The sequence below is a fragment of the Nitrobacter winogradskyi genome (assembly GCF_006539545.1).
Lineage (GTDB): Bacteria > Pseudomonadota > Alphaproteobacteria > Rhizobiales > Xanthobacteraceae > Nitrobacter > Nitrobacter winogradskyi_A.
The window spans coordinates 1-22962 of sequence record NZ_BJNF01000038.1 but is presented as its reverse complement, the minus strand read 5'-3'; the positions used below and the strand labels follow the sequence as shown (position 1 = coordinate 22962).

The 22962-nt window shown below is 62.8% G+C and carries 20 protein-coding genes, 1 pseudogene and 2 riboswitches; of the genes and pseudogenes, 10 read left to right on the top strand and 11 right to left on the bottom strand.

What is annotated here, in order from left to right; genetic code table 11:
* Positions 1-92: 92 nt before the first annotated feature.
* Positions 93-473 (bottom strand): fluoride efflux transporter CrcB, encoded by a 381-nt coding sequence (crcB, locus tag NWI01_RS08120; protein ID WP_141383376.1) that lies wholly within the window; start codon positions 471-473, stop codon positions 93-95.
* 147 nt (positions 474-620) lie between these two features.
* Positions 621-681: riboswitch (Fluoride riboswitch) on the bottom strand.
* A 210-nt stretch (positions 682-891) separates the two neighbouring features.
* Positions 892-1998 (bottom strand): 2'-deoxycytidine 5'-triphosphate deaminase, encoded by a 1107-nt coding sequence (locus tag NWI01_RS08115; RefSeq protein ID WP_141383375.1) that lies wholly within the window; start codon positions 1996-1998, stop codon positions 892-894.
* A gap of 123 nt (positions 1999-2121) precedes the next feature.
* Positions 2122-2201, top strand: a riboswitch (SAM riboswitch).
* 70 nt (positions 2202-2271) lie between these two features.
* Here NWI01_RS08115 and NWI01_RS08110 point away from each other — a divergent pair.
* On the top strand, positions 2272-3465 hold the full coding sequence (locus NWI01_RS08110; protein ID WP_141383374.1) for an O-succinylhomoserine sulfhydrylase: 1194 nt from the start codon (positions 2272-2274) through the stop codon (positions 3463-3465).
* 37 nt (positions 3466-3502) lie between these two features.
* Here the strand turns inward: NWI01_RS08110 and NWI01_RS08105 are convergent, their stop codons facing one another.
* Genes NWI01_RS08105 through NWI01_RS08095 form a run of 3 tightly spaced genes read right to left on the bottom strand, consistent with a single transcriptional unit; the run spans position 3503 to position 6488 of the window.
* Complete coding sequence (locus tag NWI01_RS08105; RefSeq protein WP_141383373.1) at positions 3503-4486, bottom strand: SGNH/GDSL hydrolase family protein; 984 nt, start codon at positions 4484-4486, stop codon at positions 3503-3505.
* A complete protein-coding gene (locus tag NWI01_RS08100; RefSeq protein WP_141383372.1) occupies positions 4483-5244 on the bottom strand; it encodes an SGNH/GDSL hydrolase family protein in 762 nt (253 codons plus the stop codon). Before NWI01_RS08100 ends, NWI01_RS08105 begins: the two co-directional genes overlap by 4 nt.
* Positions 5241-6488 carry an OpgC family protein gene (locus NWI01_RS08095; RefSeq protein ID WP_141383371.1) on the bottom strand — a complete coding sequence of 416 codons (1248 nt, stop codon included), beginning with the start codon at positions 6486-6488 and terminating at the stop codon, positions 5241-5243. The genes NWI01_RS08100 and NWI01_RS08095 overlap by 4 nt, the downstream gene beginning before the upstream one ends.
* Before the next feature lie 308 nt (positions 6489-6796).
* Here NWI01_RS08095 and apaG point away from each other — a divergent pair, with 308 nt between their 5' ends.
* Positions 6797-7192, top strand: coding sequence for a Co2+/Mg2+ efflux protein ApaG (gene apaG, locus NWI01_RS08090; protein WP_141383370.1), 396 nt, complete (start codon positions 6797-6799; stop codon positions 7190-7192).
* Between the two features lie 119 nt (positions 7193-7311).
* On the opposite strand, the gene NWI01_RS08085 is transcribed toward apaG, so the two are convergent.
* The gene (locus NWI01_RS08085; protein ID WP_141383369.1) at positions 7312-8316 is read right to left on the bottom strand and encodes an Hsp33 family molecular chaperone; all 1005 of its coding nucleotides are present in this window, start codon (positions 8314-8316) and stop codon (positions 7312-7314) included.
* A 263-nt stretch (positions 8317-8579) separates the two neighbouring features.
* On the opposite strand from NWI01_RS08085, the gene NWI01_RS08080 reads away from it, so the two are divergent.
* Entirely contained in the window at positions 8580-11357 is a 2778-nt protein-coding gene (locus tag NWI01_RS08080) for a [protein-PII] uridylyltransferase (protein WP_141383368.1), read from the top strand.
* A gap of 239 nt (positions 11358-11596) precedes the next feature.
* Complete coding sequence (locus NWI01_RS08075) at positions 11597-13807, top strand: transglycosylase domain-containing protein (RefSeq protein WP_141383367.1); 2211 nt, start codon at positions 11597-11599, stop codon at positions 13805-13807.
* 110 nt (positions 13808-13917) lie between these two features.
* Here the strand turns inward: NWI01_RS08075 and NWI01_RS08070 are convergent, their stop codons facing one another.
* From NWI01_RS08070 to hslV, 5 genes and pseudogenes are all read right to left on the bottom strand, one after another.
* Positions 13918-14754: a M48 family metallopeptidase gene (locus NWI01_RS08070; RefSeq protein ID WP_141383366.1), complete on the bottom strand. Its 837-nt coding sequence runs from the start codon at positions 14752-14754 to the stop codon at positions 13918-13920.
* A 211-nt stretch (positions 14755-14965) separates the two neighbouring features.
* Positions 14966-16300: a polyhydroxyalkanoate depolymerase gene (locus tag NWI01_RS08065; protein ID WP_141383365.1), complete on the bottom strand. Its 1335-nt coding sequence runs from the start codon at positions 16298-16300 to the stop codon at positions 14966-14968.
* A 446-nt stretch (positions 16301-16746) separates the two neighbouring features.
* A complete protein-coding gene (hslU, locus tag NWI01_RS08060) occupies positions 16747-18048 on the bottom strand; it encodes an ATP-dependent protease ATPase subunit HslU (RefSeq protein ID WP_141383364.1) in 1302 nt (433 codons plus the stop codon).
* A 42-nt stretch (positions 18049-18090) separates the two neighbouring features.
* Positions 18091-18276: pseudogene (locus NWI01_RS08055) on the bottom strand (hypothetical protein); the annotation flags it as partial.
* A gap of 36 nt (positions 18277-18312) precedes the next feature.
* Positions 18313-18867 (bottom strand): ATP-dependent protease subunit HslV, encoded by a 555-nt coding sequence (gene hslV, locus NWI01_RS08050; protein WP_141383363.1) that lies wholly within the window; start codon positions 18865-18867, stop codon positions 18313-18315.
* Between the two features lie 299 nt (positions 18868-19166).
* On the opposite strand from hslV, the gene hisB reads away from it, so the two are divergent.
* The 6 genes from hisB to NWI01_RS08020 all read left to right on the top strand — a co-directional run bounded on the left by hisB (position 19167) and on the right by NWI01_RS08020 (position 22886).
* Positions 19167-19760 carry an imidazoleglycerol-phosphate dehydratase HisB gene (gene hisB, locus NWI01_RS08045; RefSeq protein ID WP_141383377.1) on the top strand — a complete coding sequence of 198 codons (594 nt, stop codon included), beginning with the start codon at positions 19167-19169 and terminating at the stop codon, positions 19758-19760.
* A gap of 26 nt (positions 19761-19786) precedes the next feature.
* Positions 19787-20305 (top strand): DUF2628 domain-containing protein, encoded by a 519-nt coding sequence (locus NWI01_RS08040; protein WP_141383362.1) that lies wholly within the window; start codon positions 19787-19789, stop codon positions 20303-20305.
* Positions 20302-20952: an imidazole glycerol phosphate synthase subunit HisH gene (hisH, locus tag NWI01_RS08035; RefSeq protein ID WP_141383361.1), complete on the top strand. Its 651-nt coding sequence runs from the start codon at positions 20302-20304 to the stop codon at positions 20950-20952. The genes NWI01_RS08040 and hisH overlap by 4 nt, the downstream gene beginning before the upstream one ends.
* Complete coding sequence (gene hisA, locus NWI01_RS08030; RefSeq protein ID WP_141383360.1) at positions 20949-21689, top strand: 1-(5-phosphoribosyl)-5-[(5-phosphoribosylamino)methylideneamino]imidazole-4-carboxamide isomerase; 741 nt, start codon at positions 20949-20951, stop codon at positions 21687-21689. Before hisH ends, hisA begins: the two co-directional genes overlap by 4 nt.
* Before the next feature lie 15 nt (positions 21690-21704).
* Positions 21705-22481, top strand: coding sequence for an imidazole glycerol phosphate synthase subunit HisF (hisF, locus tag NWI01_RS08025; protein WP_141383359.1), 777 nt, complete (start codon positions 21705-21707; stop codon positions 22479-22481).
* A gap of 78 nt (positions 22482-22559) precedes the next feature.
* Positions 22560-22886, top strand: coding sequence for a phosphoribosyl-ATP diphosphatase (locus NWI01_RS08020; RefSeq protein WP_141383358.1), 327 nt, complete (start codon positions 22560-22562; stop codon positions 22884-22886).
* Positions 22887-22962 lie beyond the last annotated feature (76 nt).

Below are 22962 nucleotides of genomic sequence, written 5' to 3'. Positions count from 1 at the left end.
TAGAGTCTGGTTCAACTGCGTTTGAGCATGATCTTTCGCGAAAACCGGCTCCCACTTTGCGCTGGCGCGGCCCTTCGGGCCGGAATCATGCTCTAAAGCACTCGCACGATCTGGATGCCCGCGATCAACGCGCCAACGGATAACACGACGGAACCGATCATGTAGGCGGCGGCCGACACCATTTCGCCGCGCTCGATCAGATAGAACGTATCAAGCGAGAAAGTGGAGAACGTGGTGTAGCCGCCGCAGATTCCGACAACAAGAAAGATGCGCGCGGCTTGAGGCAAACTCCACCGGACGGCGAACAGGCCCGCGAATATTCCGATCAGAAGCGATCCCGTGACATTGATGAACAGCGTCCCCCATGGAAACTTCGGGCCCAGCCATTTGCCGAAGCCGATGCCAACGAGATAGCGAGCCACCGATCCCAGCGCCCCGCCGGCCGCAACGGCCAGGATGAATGTCCACTTCAAAGCTTTTGCTCCGCCCGTGGTTGTCCGGCCGTGCGCCGGCCATCATCGTCTTCCCTCAGGCAGACTTGCAGCGGATTCAGAGACTTGATCATCAGCGCCCTTTCTCGGGGCGCAACGGGGAGGAAACAGCTCCTACCGACGCGAAAGCGCCCGGTAGGAGTCATCAGCCTTGCGGCGGTTATCGGGGGACTCCATCCCCATCGATTTCGCTCATGCTAGAGCATGATCCCGAAAACTGGAAGCCGGTTTTCGAATAAGATCATGCTTGATCAAAAGATGAGGCTATAGCGTTTTCGAGCGAAGCATGTCCTCGGGCTTGAGCCCTAAGGATGGAATCCGGTTCGCGCGAAGAAAACGCGTCAAACAAAAATCCAGGGTCTTCCGTCTCTGACGGAATCGACAGCGGACCTTGACGATCCTACAGCCGAAAATGCTTCGACAGCTTGAGGCCCTGGGCCTGGTAGTTGGAGCCGATGCGCTGGCCGTACATCGCGCTGGGCCGCGCCAGCATCTTCTCATAGACCAGGCGGCCGACAATCTGGCCGTGCTCGAGAATGAACGGCACCTCGCGCGAGCGCACTTCCAGCACCGCGCGCGAACCCTCTCCACCGGCGCCGGCATAGCCGAAGCCGGGATCGAAGAAGCCGGCGTAGTGCACCCGGAATTCGCCGACCAGCGGATCGAACGGCACCATTTCCGCGGCGTAGTCCGGCGGCACCTGCACCGCTTCCTTCGAGGCGAGGATATAGAACTCGCCGGGATCGAGGATCAGGCTGGCGTCCGGACGCGCCGCGATCGGCTCCCAGAACTCGCCGACCGCATAGCCGCCGCGGCGATCGATGTCGATGACGCCGGTATGGCGCTTGGCGCGATAGCCGACAAAGCCGTGGGCCTGCTCTCCCGAGAGATCGACGCTAAGCGCCACGCCGTTGACGAAATCGGTGTCGTCGCTATCGACGAGCCGCTCGCTCGCATGCAGGGCGTCAAGTTCGTCGGCGTCGAGAACGGCGTCGCCGGTGCGGAAGCGGACCTGCGACAGCCGCGAGCCCTCGCGCAGCAGCACCGGAAATGTCCTGGGGCTGATCTCGGCATAGAGCGGACCGTGATAGCCGGCGCCGATCATGTCGAAACTTCGGGTGCCATCGGCGATGACGCGCGTGAACACGTCGAGGCGGCCTGTCGAGCTTTTCGGATTGGCGGCGGCGACGATTTCGGGCGGAAGAGCCAGGCTCTCCAGCAACGGCACGATGTAAACGCAGTTGGTCTCCAGCACCGCGCCGTCCGAAAGGTCGATTTCGTGCAGCTTCAATTCGTCGATGCGTTCAGCGACGGTCGCGTCAGGCCCCGGCAGAAAACTTGCGCGTACGCGATAGGCGGTCGCGCCGAGCCGCAGATCAAGGCTTGCCGGCTGGATCTGACTCTCGACGAACGGATATTCCGGCAGGATCAGGCCGGCATCCGCCATCGCCGCGATCATGCGGTCGGGCAGAATGCCGTTGGCGTCGGGCGGGAGCGTGAATGGCACGGGATCGTCCTTGCGGGGTGGGCGATATCAACCCGAGGACAGGCACTTTTACCGGTAATCCCGACGGGCGCAACGCGAATGTCAATTGATCGGCTTGACGGACGAGAGACGCCGGACTAGGCATGAGCCTCCCGTGGTGATTTGAGCCGGCCGGCTTGCAGCCACGTTAAATAAGTCGCTAAACAGGCCGGGGACAATGCGATCCCGGCTTGTGGAATTTCCCAGGCCGGTTTTTTTGTGGCCGCTTTCCACGGCGGTCCCGCAGGAGGTCATATGTCCGAGGCCAAGTCCGCATCCCGCTATCACCCTGAAACCCGGCTGGTTCATTCCGGCACGCTGCGCTCGCAGTTTGCCGAGACCTCGGAAGCCCTGTTCCTCACTCAAGGCTACGTCTACGACACCGCCGAACAGTGCGAGGCGCGGTTCAAGGGCGACGATCCCGGTTTCATCTATTCGCGCTACTCCAATCCGACCGTCGCGATGTTCGAGCAGCGCATGGCCGCGCTCGAAGGCGCGGAAACCGCGCGTGCGCTCGCGACCGGCATGGCCGCGGTGACCACCGCGATACTCGCGCCGCTGAAGGCCGGCGATCATGTGGTGGCGGCGAAGGCCTTGTTCGGCTCCTGCCGCTATGTGGTCGAAGACCTGCTGCCGCGCTACGGCATCGAGTCCACGCTGGTCGACGGCCTTGATCTGGATCAATGGCGCAAGGCCATGCGTCCGAACACAAAAACCTGCTTCATCGAAAGCCCGACCAATCCGACGCTCGATGTACTCGACATCAGCGGCATCGCCGAAATCGCGCATCAGGCCGGCGCGCGGCTGATCGTCGACAACGTATTCGCGACCCCGATCTGGCAAAGCCCGCTGGCGCTCGGCGCCGACGTCGTGGTGTATTCGGCCACCAAGCACATCGACGGCCAGGGGCGGACGCTCGGCGGGGTCATCCTGTCGTCGAACGCTTTCGTCCAGGAGCATCTCCAGACCTTTATACGCCAGACCGGGCCGTCGATCTCGCCGTTCAACGCCTGGATCCTGCTGAAGGGATTGGAGACGCTCGGCGTGCGCGTGCGCCAGCAGACCGAGAGCGCCGCGGCGATCGCGGAGGTGCTGGCATCGCACCCCAAGGTGTCCCGCCTCGTCTATCCCGGCCGGCCGGACCATCCGCAGGCGGCGCTGGTGAAGAAGCAGATGCGCGCCGGATCGACGCTGATCGGCTTCGAGGTCAAGGGCGGAAAGGCGGCCGCGTTCCGCTGTCTCAACGCGCTGACGATCGCGCGCATCTCCAACAACCTCGGCGACGCCAAAAGTCTCGTTACCCACCCGGCCACCACCACCCATCAGCGGCTCGCCCCAGAGATCCGCGCCGGGCTCGGCATCGGCGAAAGCTTCATCCGCTATTCGGTCGGCCTCGAACACAAGGACGACCTGATCGAGGATCTCCTCACCGCGCTGGAAAAGGTGTGAGGCTTTGTCCCTCTCCCCTTGCGGGAGAGGGACAATCTCACAGCGGCCGATTGACCGTCGCAGCCGGCGGTAGCCTGACGCCAGCCTGAACCTGATCCACCGACTTGATGATGTCATCGCCGAGCAACTGGGCGAAACAGGCATAACCCCAGTCGTTCATGTGAAGACCATCCTTGGTCACGAAGGTGTCGAACGGCAGCGACTGCCGGTCGTGCCAGTCGCGCATGACCTCAAAGCGCGGGAAAATCCCGACATGGCGGTAGTGCGCCACCTTGTTCAGCAGACGGACCATTCTGTCGGCGGTCTCGCCCCTGGCATTGACGGCTGGCGCGTATTGCGGATCGACCAGAACCAGATCGGCCCCGGAGGCCTGAATGGTCGCGACGCCGTCTTCGACGGTCTTCACCGTGCTCGTGAGATCGAGGTTGCGCAGGACGGCGTTGGTTCCGACCTGCCAGATCACCATGTCCGGCTTGGCATCGATCACTTCCGCCCGCAGCCGCTTTATCATCTCGGGCGCGTCCTCGCCGCCCTTGCCGCGATTGAGCACCGTGATGGCTGCGGCCGGATATTTGCGGTGCAACCGGGCCGCCAGCCGGTTCGGATAATTGAACTCGGGCGACGTCGCGCCGTGACCTTGCGTCGATGACGAACCAAAGGCGACGATGACAACCGCCTTGTGGGCGGCGAGCTTGGCCGCCACATGCGGCAGTGCCCCGGTCGACTGCGATATGCCCTTCGGCGGCAGACAGGGGACGCGGTTGAAGATATCGCGGGCGGAGGCAGCAATCGCCGCCGCCTTGTCGGCGACCTTTCCGGACAGGCCTGGCGCCGGCATGCCGGTGCCGGCAGTCGCAGCGCCGAGCGACGGCGCCGCAGACAGCTCCGCGCTGCTCCCCGGCAACGCCGCGGCGTTGGCCGGCGCCGTTTGCGCAACCCCGCGCGAGGCCTGTGCGCCCCCCAGCATGAGCGCCAGCGCAATCGGGCCGGCGGTTCTGAAGATGCGGCTGTTGATCATCATTGGCGTCGGGCCTCCGGTTCGGCGGAGTTGATGCGAGCGGTGTTGATCACGAAAGTCGACAAGGCGCGGCCGAGACAACTGTGAACGCGTTTGGCAAGGCTTGCTCCATGCACCGGGCTGAACAGATCGAACTCACCGCGCTCGTTCCACCGGGTCATGATCGTAAAGCGATCGAACACCGGCACGTCGCGCTGCTGTGCGACCAGGCGCATGTTGTCGATATAGGCGTTCATCGAGACCATGGTTTCCGTGCGCGGACTGTACTGCATGTTCATCAGCACGACGTCCGCCCCGGCGTTCCGCAGCGCGGTCACGCCCTCGTCGAGGGCCTCGCGAAACTCGTCGATGTCAACGGACCGGATGGCGTCGACGATGCCGGTCTGCCACACCACCAGAGTGGACTGTCTGGCCGCCACGAGCTTGCCGAGACCGGAAGCGACATCGCCGGCGGTCTTGCGCGGGGTCAGTTCCACGGCCACGTTAACGGGGACGCCCGGCAGTTTCTCACGAAGCGCAGCCTGCAACTTCACCGGATAAGCCTCGCCCTCGGCTCCGGAAATCGTCGAGGAACGGCTGCCCACCACCAGGATGTTGAGCGGGCCGCCTGCTTTGACGACTGATGCGACGCGGGACAGCGTACTGTCGCTGGTAAGCAGATAGGCAGGTACATCGCAGCTCTTGGTTTGATCAGAGCATCCGGAGACGCCGGCCGATGAAACGGCCAGCACGATCAAGGCCGACGCCAAGCCGGTCCTCATGCTCCTCCTCCCGCAAGATCCGCGTCGCCGTCGGCGGATTTGGCTCGGCTTCCGCCCTTGCCGGTAACCCTCTTGTACCACGAAAACACCCATGCGGCTGCGCACATGATCAGGATTCCGCAAACGCTGATCAGGAAGTGAACCACGGCGCCGCCAGAGTACTCCGCGAGGATGAATTGCCCGGCGAAGGCCAGAAAGACCCCGATGCAGAAGATCTGTAGCGAATGCTGGCCGCACAGGATCAGGGGCCGCAACCACGGCGACGTCAGTCCCGGCCAATGCTTCGGCAGGAACCGGAGGGTCAGCGCGGCGAGCGCCAGGAAGTGCATGAAACGCAGCACGTCGAGATTGGTCTTGTCGATCGGATACATCCACTGTTCAGCAATGTGTGGCATGAAGTGATTGAGTTGCGGCACATGCCAGGTCAGTGTCGTGTAGAAAGCGAACAGCAGGTAGGCGGCACAGATCGAAAGCGTGGCCGGTGAAGACAGAATGCGCGACATCCGCTTTGCACCGCCGAGCGCGCACCACGCGCCGAAAACGAACAAAAGTTGCCAGGCGAACGGATTGAAGAACCACACCCCGTTGGGATAGGCGGGCAGCGCCAAGCCGAAGCACCAGGTGAGCCCATAAAGGCCGGCCGACAGCGCCAGAGCCAGCCCCGCGCTACGCTGCATCACCAGCAGCACCAGCGGAAAAAACAGCATCAGCGCGACGTAGAGCGGCAGCACGTCCATGTTGACGGGCCGGAATTTCAGGAGCAGCGCCTGCACGATGGTGACGTCGGGCTGTTTGAGAAAATCGAGGATGCCCATCTCCTCGGTGTAAAGCGGGTTCTCGGAACTGCTCGCGACGTAGGAAATCTCGGCAAGGAAAATCGTGAACAGAACGATGTGCGCGACGTAAATTTGCCAGACGCGCCTGAGAATGCGCGCGGCGGCGACGATAAATCCGCGCTCGCGCATGGCGCGTCCGTAAACGAGGGCGGCGGTATAGCCCGAGATGAAGATGAAAATCTCGGTGGCGTCACTGAAACCGTAATTGCGGATGGTGAGCCAGGTCAGGAGGTTCTGCGGCAGATGATCGATGAAGATCAGCCATAAGGCGAATCCACGCAACAGATCGAGCCGCAACTCGCGTTCGCGCGGCGGGGTCGGAATCATAACGACCGGCGCATCGCGCTTGACGCTCGCGGGGCCCGCCTTGGTGCGAACCCCGACAACCTGATCGATAACTGGCGGCATACGGTCGGTTTCGATACGACATCTCGATCACCTGCGCGATCGAGATGGATTTACGGGAGAGCAGCTTCACGCTAGAGCCTTTTCGCTTCTGATGGAATCAGAAGCGAGGCTCTATAACCTTGATTTAACGCGTTTTCTTCACGCGAACCGGATTCCATTTCGCTCGAAAAAGCTATAGCGGTGACAAAAAAGCAATATTTTCGCCGGGATCTTCGTGCGGAACCAGGCTGGCGCACGATCACGGTCGAAGTGGGGCTGGTTCATGCGCCAGTTTTGGCTATGATCGCCCCGATACTAGAGAGTTTGCGATGTACCGAGCCGTTACCCGCCATATCGAAGTTACCGTCGAACCGAATTTCATGCCGGAGAGATCGTCCGCCGAGCGAGGCCATTTTTTCTGGTCCTATACGGTGGTTATCATCAACGCCGGCCCCGATACCGTGCAGTTACGCACCCGGCACTGGATCATCACCGACGCCTCCGGGCGAAAGCAGGAAGTCCGCGGCGAGGGCGTGGTCGGCGAGCAGCCGGTGCTGGCGCCCGGGGAGCGCTTCGAGTACACGAGCGGCGTTCCGCTACCGACCGCAACCGGCTTCATGAGCGGTCGCTACCAGATGATCTCGATTCGAAGCGGCGAACCCTTCGAAATAGACGTTCCGACGTTCTCGCTCGACAGCCCCGACAGCAAGCGCGTGCTGAACTGAGCAGCAGCCTGACCAAAAGGCCGGGCCCGCCAATGTGGAACCCGTTTCGGGTCCGTTCTGGGGCACTTTCGCTTCTGATTCCATCAGAAGCGAAAGGCCTGGGTCGCGTCCGGTCGCGCTTACTCCACGCCGGCTTCCCGCGGTGTGAACTCGTACACTGAATTGCAGAACTCGCAGGTCACGGAGACCTTGCCATCCTGCACCATGCCTGAGCGGTCTTCCAGCGCAAAACTCTTCAGCATCGCCTCCACGGCGTCGCGCGAGCATGAACACCGCGCATGCAGCGCCTGCGACGAAAACACCGTGACGCCGCGCTCATGGAACAGGCGATAAAGCAGGCGTTCGCCGGACAGGTCGGGATCGATCAGTTCGAGATCCTCGACGGTGCCGATCAGCGACTGACCCTCGACCCAGGCATCATCCTCGGTCACTGAATGCACCGCTTCGCCATCGGGGGCATCTCCGGGATGGAGATCAGCCTGACGGGCGCGCTCCGGCGCCTTGGGCAGGAATTGGAGCAGCATGCCGCCGCCACGCCAGCCACGCTTCGGCCCATCCCCCTCCCTGCGCCACTCCTCGCCAACCGCGAGCCGGACCCGCGTCGGAATCTGTTCCGAGCGCAGGAAATATTCGTGCGCCGCATCTTCGAGGCTGCCGCCTTCCAGCGCCACGAGGCCCTGATAACGGCTCATGTCCGGACCTTGATCGATGGTCATCGCAAGATGGCCGCGGCCCAGCAGCGCGCCGGCGTCGGAAGCAGCGCCGAGCCGGGCCTCGTCGAACCGGGCATAGGCCCGCAGCCGGGCCGGCGCCCGAAAGTCGACGATCAGGAACGAGACCGGTCCGTCGGTCTGGGTCTGCAGGATGAACCGGCCCTCGAACTTGAGCGACGACCCGAGCAGCGTCGTCAGCACGATCGCCTCGCCGAGCAGCTTGGCGACCGGCGCGGGATAGTCGTGCCGAGCCAGCAGTTCGTCGAGCGCCGGCCCGAGCCGGGTCAGTCGTCCGCGCAGGTCCAGCGCGCCCACCTCGAACGGAATCACGGCGTCATCGACCGGAACGGATGACGGCGCGCGCACGGAAGGTTCACGCAAAGCGGCGGGGTCGAATATTTGTGAGGTCATGCCGCTTATCTGGGGTCGGAGATGCGGGATCGAAACCCCTCGATGTTCGGATTCTGCGTGCTCGCTGGCGCTGTGCTGCAACACTCGAAATATCCGGATCGCGTTCCAACGGCCACGGCAACCACCACGCCTCCTGGAAAATAATACCGACGACTCGGGTTAAGGACTAAAAAACGTTTCAATTCAACTATTTGATAGATCCGTCACTTGTCGTTCACAAACTGCGGTGACAGCGCGCGCGGCCTCCGCTATCCGGATAAGCAATGGTCCTCCCAACGACAAAAGACGCGACGGCGGCCGGCGCCGGTTTCGATACCGTCCGGATCATCGGCGAGATCGATGCGCTGGCCGAGAAGCATGCCGGGCACGAGGACGTTTTCCGTTCCGCCGTGTCCAGGCTGTTGAAGGCCGAACTCGCCAAAGTGCGCGACGCGGCGCAGGCGAAGCTTCTGCGCGACCGTCACGGGCGGCACTGCGCCGAATGGCTTTGCTTCGTCCAGGACGAAATCATCCGCCTGTCGTTTTCGGCCGCGACCCGTCATCTCTATCACTCCCCTATCCCGTCCGATGGCGAGCGCATGGCCGTGGTGGCGACCGGTGGCTACGGGCGCGGACTGATGGCGCCGGAGTCGGATATCGATCTGCTGTTCATCCTGCCCTACAAGCAGACCGCGTGGGGCGAACAGGTCGCCGAAGCCATCCTGTATTGCCTGTGGGACATGGGCCTGAACGTCGGTCACGCGACGCGCTCGGTCAATGAATCGATCCGGCAGGCGCGGCGCGACATGACGGTCCGCACCGGAATTCTGGAAGCCCGCTTTCTCACCGGCGACCGGGCGCTTTACGACGAACTGATCAGCCGCTTCGACACCGAAGTTGTGCAGGGAACGGCGGCGGAATTCGTCGCCGCCAAGCTTGCAGAACGCGAGGAGCGCCATCATCGCGCCGGTCAGTCGCGCTATCTGGTCGAGCCCAACGTCAAGGACGGCAAGGGGGGACTGCGCGACCTGCATACGCTGTTCTGGATCGCGAAGTATGTCTACCGGGTGCGTGAAAGCCACGAACTGCTGCGGCGCAATGTCTTCGATGTGCGCGAGTACCGGACCTTTCGCCGCTGCGCCGATTTCCTGTGGTCGGTGCGCTGCAACCTGCACTTTGCGACGGGGCGGGCGGAGGAACGGCTGTCGTTCGACCTTCAACGCGAGATCGCGGTCCGGCTCGGATACACGTCTCATCCCGGGATGCAGGATGTCGAACGCTTCATGAAGCACTACTTCCTGACCGCCAAGGATGTCGGCGACCTCACCGCGATTCTGTGCGCGAAGCTTGAGGATCAACAGACCAAGCCGGCGCCGGTTCTCAGCCGCGCGTCGTCGAAGCCGCCCGGCGCGGAGGTTCGGCGGGTTCCGGACAACGACGACTTCATCATCGACAACAACCGCATCAATCTCGCCGCGCCCGATCTCTTCAAGCGTGACCCCGTCAACCTGATCCGCTTGTTCCGCCTCGCGCAGAAAAACAACCTGGCTTTCCATCCGGACGCCCTGCGGATGGTGAGGCGGTCACGGCGGCTGATCAACGCGCAGCTTCGCGAGGATCCCGAACCCAACCGGCTGTTCATCGAGATCCTGACGTCAAACGACGCGGAGACCGTGCTGCGCCGGATGAACGAGACCGGGGTGCTGGGTGAGTTCATCCGCGCCTTCGGCAAGATCGTCTCGATGATGCAGTTCAACATGTACCATCACTACACGGTGGACGAGCATCTGATCCGCTGCATCGGCATCCTTCAGGATATCGAGCGCGGCGGCAATGACGAGGTCGCGCTCGCCAGCGAGCTGATGCGCACGATAAATCCCGAACACCGTCCCGTCATTTACATCGCCACCCTGCTTCACGACGTTGCGAAGGGCCGGCCAGAAGATCATTCGATCGCGGGCGCCAGGGTGGCCCGCCGATTATGCCCGCGCCTCGGCTTCAACGCAGCCGACACCGAACTGGTCGCATGGCTGATCGAACAGCATCTGACGATGTCCAAGGTGGCTCAGTCCCGCGACCTCTCCGATCGCAAGACCATCGAGAATTTCGCGGCCGTGGTGCAGTCGGTCGAACGGATGAAGCTCCTGACCATCCTGACGACCGCCGACATTCGCGGAGTCGGTCCCGGCGTCTGGAACGGCTGGAAGGCGCAGCTGCTCCGCACGCTTTATTACGAGACCGAACCCGTGCTGACCGGCGGCTTCTCCGAGGTCAACCGCGCGCAGCGCATGGCGGCGGCCGAGGCCGAGTTCCGCGCCGCCTTCACCGAATGGCCCGGCGATGAACTCAATGCCTACATCGCCCGGCATTATCCGGCTTACTGGCTCAAGGTCGATCTCGAGCACAAGATCAGGCATGCGCGCTTTCTGCGCGCCAGCGAACAAAGCGGCAAGAAGCTCAACATCAACGTCGGCTTCGATGAGGTGCGCGGCGTCACCGAGCTGACGATCCTTGCCGCCGATCATCCCTGGCTGCTGTCGATCATCGCCGGAGCGTGCGCGTCGGCGGGCGCCAATATCGTCGACGCCCAGATCTACACCACCACCGACGGGCAGGCGCTCGATACCATCGCAATCTCCCGGGAATACGAGCGCGACGAGGACGAAGGCCGGCGCGCCGCCCGCATCGCCGAGATCATCGAGCAGGTGCTCGAAGGCAGGTTGCGCCTGCCCGACGTCATGCCGAGCCGCTCCGGCGGAAAGAGGCTGCGGCCGTTTGTGGTCGAACCCAAGGTCACCATCAACAATCAATGGTCGGACCGCCACACCATGATCGAGGTTTCAGGGCTGGATCGTCCCGGGCTTCTGTTTCAGCTCACCACGGCGATCTCGAAGCTCAATCTCAACATCGCCTCCGCCCACGTCGCGACATTCGGCGAGCGAGCGCGCGACGTGTTCTACGTCACCGACCTGCTCGGCGCCCGGATCACCGCTCCGACGCGGCAGGCCGCGATCAAACGCGCGCTGGTCCACCTGCTCGCCAGCGGCAACACCGCGGAGTAATTCGAGCAGAGTCATTCGATCGTCACGCCGATAATCTGGACACGGCTCGTTCGGCTTCGGTTCGCGGTTCCGCACTCCAGGTTTAATTTTCAGTAAACCCTCAGGTAACCGCGCCTTAAAGCCCGGCCGCTAGGGTCTCCTTTGATTTTGAGGTTCGCATCAAGGATTGCCGCGGAGACACGCGAGCGTCGAAATCGGCACACTAACGTGCGGTGAAGTCGGCGTAAGCGTTGTTGCGTATGGCATTGAGACAAAGAAAGCGGAGCGGGCGCAAGGAGCCGATATTCAGCGGGTTCGCGACTTCGCTCTCGGAGTTGCGCCTCAATCCGCTCGACCGCATCACGATCGCCGACGACAAGCCGGCCAGGCGAACCCCGCCGCGCAAAAAGACAACCGCTCCGCGAAGTGACGGGCCGCGCAAGCCGCCGCCAGGTGATCGCAAGGGGCGGGCGAAGAAGCGAACACGCGGGAGCTTTTCGCGGCTGCTCTATTGGAGCGCCGTGCTCACCTTGTGGTCGGTGATCGCCGTCGTCGGCGTGCTGATCTATATCGGGGCGCATCTGCCGCCGATCCAGTCGCTGGAAATTCCAAAACGTCCGCCGACCATTCAGATCATCGCCGCGGACGGCAGCGTGCTGGCGACACGCGGCGAAATGGCCGGAAGCAACGTCGTGCTCAAGGACCTGCCGTCCTATTTGCCGAACGCGTTCATCGCGATCGAGGACCGCCGGTTCTATTCGCATTACGGCGTCGATCCGCTCGGCATCCTGCGCGCCGCCGTTGCCAACGTGCTGCACCGCGGCGTATCGCAGGGCGGCTCGACGCTGACACAGCAGCTCGCCAAGAACCTGTTCCTGACCCAGGAGCGCACGCTTGAGCGGAAGCTTCAGGAGGTCGAACTCGCGCTCTGGCTGGAGCGCAAGCACACGAAGGCGCAGATTCTCGAACTCTATCTCAACCGGGTCTACTTCGGGTCCGGCGCGTATGGCGTCGAGGCGGCGGCGCAGAAGTATTTTGGAAAGCCCGCGAAGAACGTCACGCTCGCCGAGGCCGCCATGCTGGCTGGTCTCGTCAAGTCGCCCTCGCGGCTCGCGCCGGATCGCAATCCGGAGGGCGCCGAGGCCCGCGCCAAGATCGTGCTTGCCGCAATGGCCGACGCTCATCTCATCACCGGGCAACAGGCGCGCGCCGTCACCGCCAAACCCTCTTATGCGATGAAGCCGGCAAGCGCCGGCACCGCCAACTACGTCGCCGACTGGGTCGGCGAAGTGCTCGATGATCTGGTGGGACAGGTCGATCAGAACATCATCGTCGAAACGACCATCGATCCGAAACTGCAGAGCGCCGCGGAAGCCGCCCTGATCGACGAGCTGGCCGCGAAAAGTATCAAGTTCAATGTCAGCCAGGGCGCATTGGTGGCGATGACGCCCGATGGCGCCATCCGCGCCATGGTCGGCGGCCGCAACTACGCCGACAGCCAGTTCAATCGCGCGACCATGGCGAAGCGTCAGCCGGGCTCCGCGTTCAAGCCATTTGTATATCTGGCCGCGATCGAGGCCGGCCTGACGCCCGAGACGATCCGTCAGGATGCTCCGCTCGACATCAAGGGCTGGCGGCCGGAGAATTACACGCACGAATATTTCGGCGCGGTGACGCTGACCCAGGCGCTCGCGATGTCTCTCAATACCGTTGCCGTCCGGCTCGGACTGGAAGTCGGCGCTGGAAAAGTGGTGCGGACCGCGCACCGCCTCGGCATCACGTCGAAACTCGAGCCCAACGCATCCATCGCGCTCGGCACGTCGGAAGTGACCCCGCTGGAACTGGTCGGCGCCTTCGGGCCGTTCGCCAATGGCGGATATGCCGCGGGCCCCCATGTCGTCGAACGCGTCAGGACCGCGGGCAACAACAAGCTTCTTTATGCGCGCGGCAAGGAAGCGCCCGGCCGGGTGATCGATCCGCGCGCTGTCGCCATGATGAACACGATGATGGAGCAGACACTTATCAGCGGCACCGCGCGCAAGGCGGAGATTCCGGGATGGACGGCGGCCGGCAAGACCGGCACCAGCCAGGATTTTCGCGATGCATGGTTCATCGGCTATACGGCGCGGCTCGTGACCGGAGTCTGGCTCGGCAACGACGACAATACGCCGACCCGCAAAGCGACCGGAGGCAGCCTGCCGGTGGAGGTATGGAGCCGCTTCATGCGCGCTGCGCATCAAGGTGTGCGGCCCGAATCGATTCCCGGCACGCAGCGGGGCGGCTTCCCGCCTGAAGTCGCGCAGTTTGGCCAGCCTGCCGACGCGCCGGTACGGGCGGCCTCGCCCACGGTGCCCACGGTCGGGCGGTCGCCACCGCTACCACAGCCGGCGCGAGCCGATGCACGGCCGGAACCTGCCAATGGGCTCGGACTGGACGGCTGGCTGAATGACCGCCTGTTCGGCGGACGATAAAGAATCGTCTTCTTCATTCCGAGGGTACGCGCCATCGCAGCACCGCGCGCTTCCTCTCCCGCTCGCGAGGAGGCTGAGAATCGCTCGTCGCGATTCCGGCCGTTCCTCAATCAGTCCTGAATGCCGTAGCGATGAAGGTCGTTGCCTTCAACGTCGAGCCACTTCTTGGCCCGCTCGACATGTTTGCAGATGCGAGCCACCACCTTCCAGAATCGCGGCGAATGATTCATTTCGACGAGGTGGGCGACTTCGTGCGCGGCGAGATAATCCAGCACGAACGGCGGCGCCAGGATAAGCCGCCATGAGAACGAAAGCGATCCAGCGGATGTGCATGATCCCCAGCGGCTCGATTGGTCGCGGATCGAAATGCGCCTGACCTTGACGCCAAGCGCATCGGCATGACGCAGCGAGGCCTTCTGCAAGTCTTGCCGCGCTTCCCGTTTCAGGAAATCGTGGACGCGCCGGTCGAGATATTCCAGTCCGCCGGCGACACAAAGAAGACGCTCTCCGCTGTCGCGCGTCTCCGTCCACACCGTGCCGCGCTCGCCAGCGCGATGCACGATCCGGTGAGCGATGCCGCGCAGCGGAATGACCGCGCCGTGCTGGAAGGGAGCCGCCTTCGGCAGACGCCCGAGACGCGCCGCGATCCAGCCGCCGTGACGTTGCGCGAAGTCTTTGGCTTCCGCGAGCGTTCCCCGTGGCGGCATTGTCAGGATCGCTTCGCGGTCGCTCGGATGGATTCGCAAAGTATAGCGGCGCGCGCGGCGATGCCGTCGCAAGCGGACGGAATAAATCTGGGATCCGTGCTTGATGAGAAGCCGGGATGGTTCAGCGGGGCGTCGGTAAAGAAGTGCGCGGGCCATATCTGCAAATCCGGAAGGGGAGATACCGCCCGGATTTTGCCATATCCGACGCCACTCAAACCGTCCGGCGCAAAAACAAATCATTTGCCCAATATACAGCGTTAATGAATCGTGATCAGGCTATATAAGGGGCATGGGAACAATTCCAATCCGGGGTTCCCCGGCTGAACTGGACCCTGGTATGGATGAAACTCGGTTCATTCTTTGAAAACCGTCAAAACAGGCCGGTTATCCAGGCACCGATGGTCGCGCGGCGGATCAGCAGCCCGATCGGTTTTCACTTGGATTGCGAGATTCATTCCGCGGCCGCAGCACGCGATGCTTTCTCCGGAGGCCCATCGTTTGACTGCATGAAGTCATTGATGCGAGGGACGATCTCCGATCTGAACCGCGAACCGTTAAACACGCCATAGTGACCCACACCGCTCTGCACGTAATGGGTTCGCCGGTTGTCCGGAATCGACGTGCATAACGCATGCGCAGCTTCTGTCTGGCCGAGGCCGGAAATGTCGTCCTTCTCGCCCTCCACCGTCATCAGCGCGACGCGCGTGATCTTCGAAGGATCGACAAGCCGGCCGCGATGAGTCATCTCACCCTTCGGCAAAGCGTGCTTGACGAACACCTGATCGACCGTTTGCAGGTAATACTCCGCGGTCAGGTCCATGACAGCGAGATACTCGTCATAGAAATCGCGGTGCTTGTCGGCCAGGTCGCCATCGCCTTTGACGAGATGTTCGAACAGGCTCTTGTGCGCGTCCATGTGGCGATCGAAATTCATGCTGATGAAGCCGTTGAGCTGCAAGAAACCGGGATAGACGTCGCGCATGACACCGGGATGCGGAAACGGCACCTTGGTGATGACGTTATTGCGGAACCAGTCGGTGCCTCTCTCGGCGGCGAGATTGTTGACGGAGGTCGGATTCCTGCGGGTATCGATCGGCCCTCCCATCAACGTCATCGACAGCGGAACATAGGGATCGCGCCCGGCCTCCATCGCCGACACCGCGGCCAGCACCGGGACCGACGGCTGGCAGACAGCGATGACATGGACGTTTCCGCCGAGCACGTGCAGCATCTCGATCAGATAGTCGACGAAATCATCCAGATCGAAACGCCCTTCCGCCACCGGAACCATGCGGGCATCGGACCAGTCGGTGATATAGACGTCGTGCGTCGGCATGAACGCTTCGACGGTTCCGCGCAGCAAGGTCGCGTAGTGACCCGACATCGGCGCCACCAGCAGCAGACGCGGCTGCGGCGCACGCAGCGGACGCGGGTGCATTCGATCGAAGTGGAGCAGACGACAGAAGGGTTTCTGCCAGACCGAACGAATTTCGATCGGCGTACGCACGCCGTTGACTTCGGTCTCGTGGAGACCCCACTCCGGTTTTCCGTAACGGCGGGTGGTGCGCTCGAACAGTTCGCAACCCGCGGCGACCGATTTGCCGAGCTGGGTGTGCGCCCACGGATTGAGCGGGTTCTGGAACAGCATCCTGGTTGCATCGGTGACGGCGCGGGCCGGATTGAGCGAGGCCTGGGCCATTTCGTACATCCAGTACATCGGCGCCGTCATCGTCGAACTGACCTCCGCCGACAACTCCGGAGGCCGTCCAAATTCACCGATCGGCATTGGCCTGTTCCTTTTTTGCACCGCAACATAATGGACCGCCACAGTCCGTGACGTCAATCCACCGCTATCCAACATATAGTGGGTTGATATCTTTAGAGAACCTTATGTGGAAAAATCCCCTCCTTGCCTCGTCTGACGGGTAGCAACCTTTCGTGCCGCGCAAGAAGGCCGCCGCGTTGCAGCCCTGAAATGCGCGAGGGCTTGTCCCTGCCTCAGCTCCCGCCGTTTCCGCCGACGAGATGAAAGTCGAGCTTTCGTTTTACTCGAAGCATGTTCTCGCGCCTGACTCCAGGATTGGATACGGGCTCGCGGGAAAGAACCGTCAAAACGCCAAAGCGGGATGAGGAAAAGTGTGGTGCGGTTTTCCGCCCGCATCCCGCGTCTCAAAATATTGGAAACGATCACCTTGATGGTTTTGGCTCGATTCGATCCAAAACCATCGTGATCTAAAGAATGAACCTGCTCAGGTCGGCATTCTTGGCCAGGTCGCCGATATTTTTCTGGACATATCCGGCATCGATGCGGACCGTCTCGCCATTGCGATCCGGGGCCGTGAACGAGATGTCGTCGAGCACCCGCTCCATGACGGTCTGCAACCGCCTCGCGCCGATGTTCTCCACCGTCGAATTCACCGCGACCGCGATATCGGCAAGCGCATCGACGGCATCATCGGTGAAGTCGAGCACGACCCCCTCGGTGTCCATCAATGCGATGTACTGTTTGATGAGCGAGGCTTCCGGCTCGGTCAGGATGCGCCGCAGGTCATCGCGCGTCAGAGCATCCAGTTCGACGCGGATCGGCAGCCGGCCCTGCAATTCGGGAAGCAAATCGGAAGGCTTGGCGATGTGAAACGCGCCTGACGCGATGAACAGGATATGGTCGGTCTTCACCGCGCCGTGCTTGGTCGAGACCGTCGTTCCTTCGATCAGCGGCAGCAGGTCGCGCTGCACGCCCTCGCGCGATACGTCGCCGCCGCTGCGCCCGTCACGCACGCAGATCTTGTCGATCTCGTCGAGGAACACGATGCCGTTATTCTCGACAGCGGCGATCGCTTCCTGCGTGAGCTGATCGCTATCGAGCAGCTTGTCGGATTCCTCGTTGATCAGGATCTCATGGGAGTCCGAGACGGTCAGCCGGCGGGTCTTGGTTCGCCCGCCCATCTTGCCGAAAATATCGCCGATCGAGATCGCGCCGACCTGGGCCCCAGGCATTCCGGGAATCTCGAACATCGGACCTCCTCCGGAGGTCTGCGTCTCGATCTCGATTTCCTTGTCGTTGAGTTCGCCGCTGCGCAATCTCTTTCGAAACGAATCGCGCGTGGCGGCGCTTGCATTGGCGCCGACCAGGGCATCCAGAACGCGCTCCTCCGCGGCAAGCTGCGCGCGCGCCTGAACGTCCTTGCGCTTACGCTCGCGGGTCTGGTTGATCGCGACCTCGACGAGATCGCGCACGATCTGTTCGACGTCGCGTCCGACATATCCCACTTCGGTGAACTTCGTCGCCTCGACCTTGAGAAAAGGAGCGTTGGCAAGTTTTGCCAGCCGTCGCGCGATCTCCGTCTTGCCGACGCCGGTCGGGCCGATCATCAGAATGTTCTTCGGCAACACCTCTTCGCGCAGCGGTCCGGTCAATTGCTGGCGTCGCCAGCGATTGCGCAACGCGATGGAGACCGCGCGCTTGGCGTCGGCCTGGCCGACGATGAAACGGTCGAGTTCGGAAACGATTTCACGGGGAGATATGTCTGTCATGACCACCCTAGGTAGGTTGCGATTCGATCCGCGGCAAGCGGTTCACGATGAGGGAGCGCCGACCGACGACACTCCTGCGTCGCGGATCATCAGAAGCGCGGGGCCGTCGGGCGTTGCCGCGCGGCGATCGCGATAGAAGCCCGCTTTTTCATAGGCTCGGATGGCGCGGGCATTGTCCGGACCGGGATCGATCACGATACGCGGCACGCCCTCAACGAGCAGCCTGTCGGCGTCGGTCATCGGGCGAAAGCCGTAAGCCATCGCTCAGGTCGCGGCCAGCGCTTCGATCGTCAGGTTTCGATTGGTATAAACGCAGATATCGGCGGCGATATCGAGAGAACGGCGGACAATGGTTTCGGCATCGTGGTCGGAGTCGATCAGGGCCCGTGCGGCGGCGAGCGCGTAGTTGCCGCCCGAGCCGATCGCCATCACGCCGGATTCCGGCTCCAGAACGTCTCCGGTCCCGGTCAGCACCAGCGACACGTCCTTGTCGGCGACAAGCATCATCGCTTCCAGCCGCCGCAGATAGCGGTCGGTGCGCCAGTCCTTGGCGAGTTCGACCGCGGCGCGGGTGAGTTGCCCGGGATACTGCTCAAGCTTGCTTTCCAGCCGCTCGAACAGGGTGAACGCATCGGCGGTGGCGCCGGCAAAACCGCCGATGACATCGCCTTTTCCGAGCTTCCTGACCTTTTTCGCGTTGGACTTGATGACCGTCTGCCCGATCGAGACCTGGCCGTCGCCGCCGATGACCACTTTGCCGCCCTTGCGAACGGTCAGGATCGTGGTGCCGTGCCACGTCTCCGGCTGTGATGCTTGCATCTGAACCCCTTCATGATCCGCCAGATTTAGGCATTGCGGCGCGGCCTTGCAATCGGCGTTCGATCCGTGGATTCCCGTCGCCACGGCCGAAGCGCATCGGCAAAAATTGCATCATCCCGCAGTAGCGAACAGGTCGTGAGCCTGTTAAAAGAGCCGCGTTCCGCCAGAGCGCGTTCAGCAAGAGCGGTGACCCGATTTTGCGTCCGGCGCGCTCGGATCGTTAAATGGCGCGTGATCCTGTTGTCAAACCGCTTGCAGGCCGGCGGAGGCGGATCATGCGCGATGTGAGAGAGTTCTTCATGCGCACGGCGAGCATCAAGCGCAAGACCAAGGAAACGGACGTCGAGGTCGCGGTGAACCTCGACGGCTCCGGCGTGTCCGAGGTCGCGACCGGCATCGGCTTTTTCGACCACATGCTGGATCTGCTTGCACGCCATTCGCGCATCGACATCACGGTCAGGGCCGACGGCGATCTCCACGTCGATTATCATCACACGACCGAGGATGTCGGCATCGCGCTGGGCCAGGCGGTGAAGCAGGCCCTCGGCTCGATGGTCGGCATCAGCCGCTATGCAACCGTCTATATGCCGATGGACGAAACGCTGTCCCGGGTCGTGATCGATATTTCCGGCCGGCCGGTGCTGGTGTTCAAGGTCGGTTTCCCCCGCGACAAGATCGGGGAGTTCGATACCGAGCTGGTGCGCGAATGGTTCAATGCGTTTGCGGTCAATGCGGGCGTGACTTTGCACGTGGAGACCCTATATGGCGAGAACAGCCATCATATCGCCGAATCCTGCTTCAAGGGTCTGGCGCGAGCGCTTCGAGCAGCGGTGGCGATCGATCCACGCGCCGCGAACGAAGTGCCATCAACAAAGGGGCAGCTCGGCGGCTGACCGTGCTGTTGTCGGCGGAGAGTGCAATGTCGGTCTACACAGTCCATGCGCCACCGGCCGACGGGCCAGACGGGCGTAGCGCCACGGATAACTTCGTATTCGTTCGCGATGGCTTCTCGTTCGGGGCGTTTGCGCTCGGTCCGGTGTGGCTGCTTTACCGGCGGTTATGGCTGGTTCTCGCGGGCTATCTGGTCCTGTCGGTCGCGATGGAAGCGGTGATGACGCTGCTGCGCGTCGGCGCAGGGACACGCGTCGCGGCGATGGCGGTGGTCGCCGTGCTGATGGGGCTGGAAGCGGCGAGCTTGCGGCGCTGGACGCTGTCGCGGCGCAAGTGGCGTCCGCTCGACGTTATTGTCGCGGACGACGCGGAAGCCGCCGAGCGGCGTTTTTTCGATCGCTGGCGAGCAAGAGCGGACTACGATCCTTTGGCGATCGATCGCGGCGCGCCGCCGCCGACGCGAGGCGCTGCCGACCAATCCCTTCCGCCGTCGCTACCGCGCGGCGACATCGTCGGCCTGTTTCCGCAACCCGGATTTCGGCGGTGACGGCTGCGATCATCGACTATGGGTCGGGTAATCTCCATTCGGCCGCCAAGGCGTTTGAGTGCGCGTCGCGCGGCATCGAAGATTTGCAAAGAATCGTGGTGACGCGGGATCCTGACGTGGTGTTCCGGGCCGATCGTGTGGTGCTGCCCGGTGTGGGTGCGTTCGCCGATTGCCGCCGCGGCCTCGATGCGCTCGACGGCATGGTCCAGGCGCTGACGGAGGTGGTGCGCGACAAGGCGCGTCCGTTCTTAGGAATCTGCGTCGGGATGCAGCTGATGGCGACACGGAGCAAGGAACACATCACGACGGACGGCCTCGGCTGGATCGCGGGCGACGTCGAAAAGATTTCCCCGCGCGACGAAAGCCTGAAGATTCCGCATATGGGCTGGAATACGCTTGATCCGGTCCGGGAGCATCCGGTCCTCGATGGCCTCCCATTGGGACCCAGAGGCCGCCACGCCTATTTCGTACACTCCTATCACCTGAACGCCGCCAATGAGACCGACGTGCTCGCGCGCGCCGACTATGGTGGTCCGGTGACGGCGATCGTCGGCAAGGACACCGCGATCGGCACTCAATTCCATCCTGAAAAGAGCCAGCGGTTCGGTCTGGCTCTGATCGCCAATTTCCTAAAGTGGAAACCGTGATCCTTTTCCCCGCTATCGATCTCAAGAGCGGTCAGTGCGTTCGCCTCGAGCAGGGCGACATGGCGCGCGCGACCGTGTTCAATCTCGATCCCGTTGAGCAGGCGCGCGCATTCGCCGCGCAAGGTTTCGAGTATCTCCATGTCGTCGATCTCGATGGCGCGTTCGCGGGCAAGCCGGTCAACGCGGATGCGGTGGAGCGCGTCCTGAAGAACGTCACCCTGCCGATGCAGCTTGGCGGCGGCATCCGGGACCTGAAAACGGTCGAAGCCTGGCTCGGAAAGGGCGTCGCGCGCGTCATCATCGGCACGGCCGCGGTGCGCGATCCGGTTCTGGTCAAGGAAGCCGCCAAGGCGTTTCCCGGGCGCGTTGCGGTCGGCCTCGATGCGCGCGACGGCAAGGTCGCGGTCGAGGGCTGGGCCGCGACCTCGGAAGTGACCGCTCTCGACATCGCGCGGCGGTTCGAGGATGCCGGCATCGCGGCGATCATCTTCACCGACATCGCCAGGGACGGCTTGCTGAAGGGTCTGAACCTCGACGCCACGATCGCGCTCGCCGACAGCATCTCGATTCCGGTGATCGCCTCGGGTGGCTTCGCCTCCATCGTTGACGTGAAGGCGCTGCTCCAGCCGCGCGCGAAGAAACTCGCGGGCGCCATTGCCGGACGCGCGCTTTATGACGGCCGGCTCGATCCGGTCGAGGCGCTGAAGCTGATCCACGCCGCGCGCGCGGCGGCCTGAGAGGATCGGGCGGCGATGTTCAAGGTCCGTGTCATACCCTGTCTTGACGTCAAGGATGGACGGGTCGTCAAGGGCGTCAACTTCGTGAACCTGCGGGATGCCGGCGATCCCGTGGAAGCGGCGATCGCATACGATGCCGCCGGCGCGGACGAACTTATCTTTCTCGACATCACCGCGACGCACGAGAATCGCGGCATCATGCTGGATGTGGTCCGGCGCACCGCGGAAGCCTGCTTCATGCCGGTGACCGTCGGCGGCGGCGTCCGCACCATCGAGGATATCCGCACCTTGCTGCGCTCCGGCGCGGACAAGGTCTCGATCAACAGCGCGGCGGTGAGCCGGCGCGAGTTCGTCAAGGAGGCCGCGGAAAAGTTCGGCGACCAGTGCATCGTGGTCGCCATCGACGCCAAACGGGTCTCAAGGGCCGGTGGGACGGACCGCTGGGAAATCTTCACGCATGGCGGCCGCAGGTCCACCGGCATCGATGCCATCGAATATGCGCAGGAAGTGGTGTCGCTCGGCGCCGGCGAAATCCTGCTGACCTCGATGGATCGCGACGGCACGCGTCAGGGCTTCGATCTGCCGTTGACCCGGCGGGTGGCCGACAGCGTTCCGGTACCCGTGATCGCGTCCGGAGGCGTCGGCAACCTCGATCACCTGGTCGACGGAATCCGCGAAGGCCACGCCACGGCGGTTCTTGCGGCATCGATCTTTCATTTCGGGGAATTTACCATTCGCCAAGCCAAGGAGCATATGGTTCGCGCCGGGCTGGCCATGCGGCTCGATCCGTGACGACTCCGGATTACGGAAGTGCTAGACACTCAGGAATTGTCGTGAGCCTAAAAGTACGAGCGGACGGATAGGCGGATTATGCAGCGTTTCACGATCCATGATCTTGCCGCCATCATCGACGACCGGGCTGCATCCGGGGGCGATGCGTCCTATACGCGAAAACTGCTCGACAGGGGCCCCGCACATTGCGCGAGGAAGCTCGGCGAGGAAGCCGTCGAGACGGTCATCGCCGCGGTCGAGAACGACCGGCATCACCTGATCGCCGAAGGCGCCGATCTCATGTTTCATTTCCTTGTGCTGTTGAAGGCCAGCGGTGTGACGCTGCAGGATGTGGAAGCTGTTTTGGCGCAGCGCACGGCGATATCGGGACTCGAAGAGAAGGCCGCGCGCAATCGCGACCAGTGAAGTGAATTTGACATTCGCGACCCATGAGGTCGCGTATCGCGGATGCGAATGTTAGAATCGGACCACTAGAGCGGCC

What these genes read in the sequence shown, in the direction of transcription:
- NWI01_RS08110 (WP_141383374.1), top strand. Translation starts at nt 2,272, where the DNA reads ATGTCCGAGGCCAAGTCCGCATCCCGCTATCACCCTGAAACCCGGCTG.
- NWI01_RS08105 (WP_141383373.1), bottom strand. Translation starts at nt 4,486, where the DNA reads ATGATGATCAACAGCCGCATCTTCAGAACCGCCGGCCCGATTGCGCTG.
- NWI01_RS08100 (WP_141383372.1), bottom strand. Translation starts at nt 5,244, where the DNA reads ATGAGGACCGGCTTGGCGTCGGCCTTGATCGTGCTGGCCGTTTCATCG.
- NWI01_RS08095 (WP_141383371.1), bottom strand. Translation starts at nt 6,488, where the DNA reads ATGCCGCCAGTTATCGATCAGGTTGTCGGGGTTCGCACCAAGGCGGGC.
- apaG (WP_141383370.1), top strand. Translation starts at nt 6,797, where the DNA reads ATGTACCGAGCCGTTACCCGCCATATCGAAGTTACCGTCGAACCGAAT.
- NWI01_RS08085 (WP_141383369.1), bottom strand. Translation starts at nt 8,316, where the DNA reads ATGACCTCACAAATATTCGACCCCGCCGCTTTGCGTGAACCTTCCGTG.
- NWI01_RS08080 (WP_141383368.1), top strand. Translation starts at nt 8,580, where the DNA reads ATGGTCCTCCCAACGACAAAAGACGCGACGGCGGCCGGCGCCGGTTTC.
- NWI01_RS08075 (WP_141383367.1), top strand. Translation starts at nt 11,597, where the DNA reads ATGGCATTGAGACAAAGAAAGCGGAGCGGGCGCAAGGAGCCGATATTC.
- NWI01_RS08070 (WP_141383366.1), bottom strand. Translation starts at nt 14,754, where the DNA reads ATGATTTGTTTTTGCGCCGGACGGTTTGAGTGGCGTCGGATATGGCAA.
- NWI01_RS08065 (WP_141383365.1), bottom strand. Translation starts at nt 16,300, where the DNA reads ATGCCGATCGGTGAATTTGGACGGCCTCCGGAGTTGTCGGCGGAGGTC.
- hslU (WP_141383364.1), bottom strand. Translation starts at nt 18,048, where the DNA reads ATGACAGACATATCTCCCCGTGAAATCGTTTCCGAACTCGACCGTTTC.
- hslV (WP_141383363.1), bottom strand. Translation starts at nt 18,867, where the DNA reads ATGCAAGCATCACAGCCGGAGACGTGGCACGGCACCACGATCCTGACC.
- hisB (WP_141383377.1), top strand. Translation starts at nt 19,167, where the DNA reads ATGCGCACGGCGAGCATCAAGCGCAAGACCAAGGAAACGGACGTCGAG.
- NWI01_RS08040 (WP_141383362.1), top strand. Translation starts at nt 19,787, where the DNA reads ATGTCGGTCTACACAGTCCATGCGCCACCGGCCGACGGGCCAGACGGG.
- hisF (WP_141383359.1), top strand. Translation starts at nt 21,705, where the DNA reads ATGTTCAAGGTCCGTGTCATACCCTGTCTTGACGTCAAGGATGGACGG.
- NWI01_RS08020 (WP_141383358.1), top strand. Translation starts at nt 22,560, where the DNA reads ATGCAGCGTTTCACGATCCATGATCTTGCCGCCATCATCGACGACCGG.